The 1,248-nt window shown below is 32.6% G+C and carries 2 protein-coding genes; both read right to left on the bottom strand.

Translation table 11 applies throughout. From position 1 onward, the window contains the following. Nucleotides 1–917, bottom strand: a 917-nt coding sequence (locus tag Q7T67_RS00080) for an MBL fold metallo-hydrolase (protein WP_304785281.1), incomplete at its 3' end; no start/stop codon positions are given. A gap of 73 nt (nt 918–990) precedes the next feature. Further along, the coding region (locus Q7T67_RS00085) for a hypothetical protein (protein ID WP_304785282.1) at nt 991–1,248 on the bottom strand (258 nt) is incomplete at its 5' end.

A 1,248-nucleotide genomic window follows, 5' to 3' on the forward strand; every position in this document is an offset into this window, starting at 1 on the left:
AACTCTTTTCCAATTTTATTGGCAATCATTTTGCTTAAAAAATATGGGTACATCACTTTGATTTCAGGAAATAGGGTAGAAGGAAATGGTATCGATGCATAGCTTGCCATCTCTTTCATAATAGCTGCGGTGTAAACATCAATGACCATAAGTTTATTAGTCCTTTTACAAGCCCGATAAATTGTCACAAGTCGGTCAATGTTTTGCGCAGATGTATTGATAAAATTGATTTCCTTTTTAGATTTAAAAACCTTCATAAAATCTTCTTCCAAATCTTTTTCTGATTGGAATGATTGCTGACCTCTCCCGATTGTTGTGCCTTCCATTAGAAGGTAATCCACATTTTGAGGAGCGTTGTGTAAAAACCACTTGAATACCTTTTCTTTTCTGCCGTGACCTCTAAAATCACCTGAATAAAAAAGTCGTTTTCCATTTGCTTCTATTAAAAAAGCATAAGCATCAAAAGCTGAATGGTCCATCCAATAAGGTTGAATAGTGATGTCGCCTATAGAAAATGTACTGTCTTTATTGAAGTTTTGAAATTGGTTATTTAGTTGTTTTCCGTTGAAGAACCCATCACTAAATTCCAAAATGCTCTGTGTAGCTTTCCCTGTAAATATAGGTATAGAGGTGTCTGCATAGGATAAGAACCCATGATGGTCTTGATGATAATGCGATATTAAAATGCCGTCAACTTTTGATGTTGAATTATCATACAGTCCGTCAATATCTGGCAAAATATCTTTTTGAACTAATTCCTTTGTTGTTAATTTCTCGTATTGTTTGAAATTAAATTCTTGTCCATCAGATACGACCAAGGGCATTCCGATATCAACAATAATTTTTGTTGTGTTGGTCCAAATCTCAACACAAGAACCGCCAATTTCCTGAGTTCCTCTATGGATTTTAAAATTCATAAATTAAAAAATATACCGATTTCTGTTATGCATCCACCAATTTGATCAATGTCACGATGGATAATTATTTTCATTAATCCAATAATTTGAATTCTCCCTCCGCTAATTTAATAACTTGAATATTTGCACCTACAACTTTATATTCCATTTGAAATGCTTTATCTTGATCTTTAGTCGGTTTTTTATCATCATATGAATAAGCAAACATAAATTCGGGAATGGGATTTATAATTTTTACTTGTTTATCAATTAGATTGAATGTTTGTTTTTGTTCTAAAAGTTTCTCCATTTCAATCATAAAGGGTTGGTGATTCCTTCCTATTGATTGTTG

This window comes from Patulibacter sp. (assembly GCF_030655195.1).
In the GTDB taxonomy this organism is placed as follows: domain Bacteria; phylum Actinomycetota; class Thermoleophilia; order Solirubrobacterales; family Solirubrobacteraceae; genus Patulibacter.